1 protein-coding gene is annotated in these 1,589 nt (G+C 71.3%); it reads left to right on the top strand.

From position 1 onward, the window contains the following. Window positions 1-69 precede the first annotated feature (69 nt). The coding region (gene hrpB, locus AC3WJD_RS21940; protein ID WP_492748968.1) for an ATP-dependent helicase HrpB at window positions 70-1,589 on the top strand (1,520 nt) is incomplete at its 3' end.

The raw sequence follows: 1,589 nt of genomic DNA, 5'->3' as shown, positions 1-1,589 counted from the left end.
GCATGGCAATGCTTGGAGGCTCGCTTTGCTCGCACTCACCCCAACCCCTCCCTTGAAAGGGAGGGGCTTATGACGCTTCCCATCCACGCCGTCCTGCCCGAACTCCTCGCGGCGCTCGACGGCAGTTCCAATGCCGTTCTCGTCGCCCCGCCCGGGGCGGGCAAGACTACAGCCGTCGCTCCCGCGCTGCTCGACCAAAGCTGGTGCATCGGCCAGATCCTGCTGCTGTCACCGCGCCGCCTTGCCGCGCGCGCCGCGGCCGAGCGCATGGCGATGCTCGCGGGCGAGCCGGTGGGCCGGACGATCGGCTATGCGACGCGGATGGACAGCAGGCAGTCCGCAGCGACGCGCGTGCTCGTCCTCACCGAGGGCATCTTCGTCAACCGCATCCAGGCCGATCCCGAACTCGCGGGCGTCTCCGCGGTCCTGTTCGATGAGGTCCACGAACGCAGCCTCGACAGCGATTTCGGCCTCGCGCTCGCGCTCGACGCACAGGCGGGGCTCAGGCCCGACCTCCGCCTTGTCGCGATGTCCGCCACGCTCGACGGTGCACGCTTTTCCGGGCTGATGGGCGATGCGCGGGTGATCGAGAGCGAGGGGCGCAGCCATCCGCTCACGCTCCGCCATATCGGTCGCCGTGCCGAGGCGCGGATCGAGGACAAGATGGCCGCTGCCATCCGCCGCGCGCTCGCCGAGGAGCAGGGCGGAGTGCTCGCCTTCCTCCCCGGTGTCGCCGAGATCGAGCGCACCGCCGAACGGCTCGCGGGACTTCCCGCCGATATCGACCTGCACCGGCTCCACGGCACGCTCGACCCCGCCGCGCAGCGCGCCGCGATCGCCGCAGCACCTGCGGGCAAGCGCAAGCTCGTGCTGGCGACGAGCATCGCCGAGACCAGCCTCACGCTCGACGGCGTGTGCGTCGTCGTCGATTCGGGGCTCGCCCGCCGCCCGCGCTATGATCGCGCCGCGGGCGTGACGCGCCTCGTCACCGAGCGCGCCAGCCAGGCTTCGGTCACCCAGCGCGCGGGCCGCGCGGCGCGCCAGATGCCCGGTGTCGCCTGGCGATTGTGGGAAGAGGCTGCGACCGCCGGGCTACCCCCCTTCGATCCACCCGAGATACTGGAAGCCGACCTGTCGCCGCTGCTGCTCGATTGCGCGCTCTGGGGCGTAACCGACCCGCGTACGCTCAACTGGATCGATCCTCCACCCGTCGCCGCGATCGCCGAGGCGCGCAAGCGGCTCATGACGCTGGGTGCGCTAGGCGAAGATGGTCGCCCGACGCCGCACGGCGCGGCGATCGCGAAACTGCCGCTTCCGCCGCGGCTCGCGCATATGCTCGTCGAGGCGTCGACGCGGGGCTGGGGGCGGCTCGCCGCGCAGGCCGCGGTCTTGCTGTCCGAACGCGGGCTCGGCGGCAATGACGCCGATCTCGAACTCCGCCTCCGCCGCTGGCACGGCGAGCGCGGTCAGCGCGCGCAATCGGCAAGAAAGCTCGCCGAGCGTTGGGAGAGGCTCGTATCCAAGCCCCTCCCCTTGAGGGGAGGGGATGGGGGTGGGGGTGCTTCAAGCTATTCAGCGGGGCCGGACTT

This window comes from Sphingobium sp. FW306-1B-F04DB, from assembly GCF_058781925.1.
Note: the sequence above shows the minus strand (reverse complement) of the source record. Positions and strands in the feature narration are given on the sequence as shown.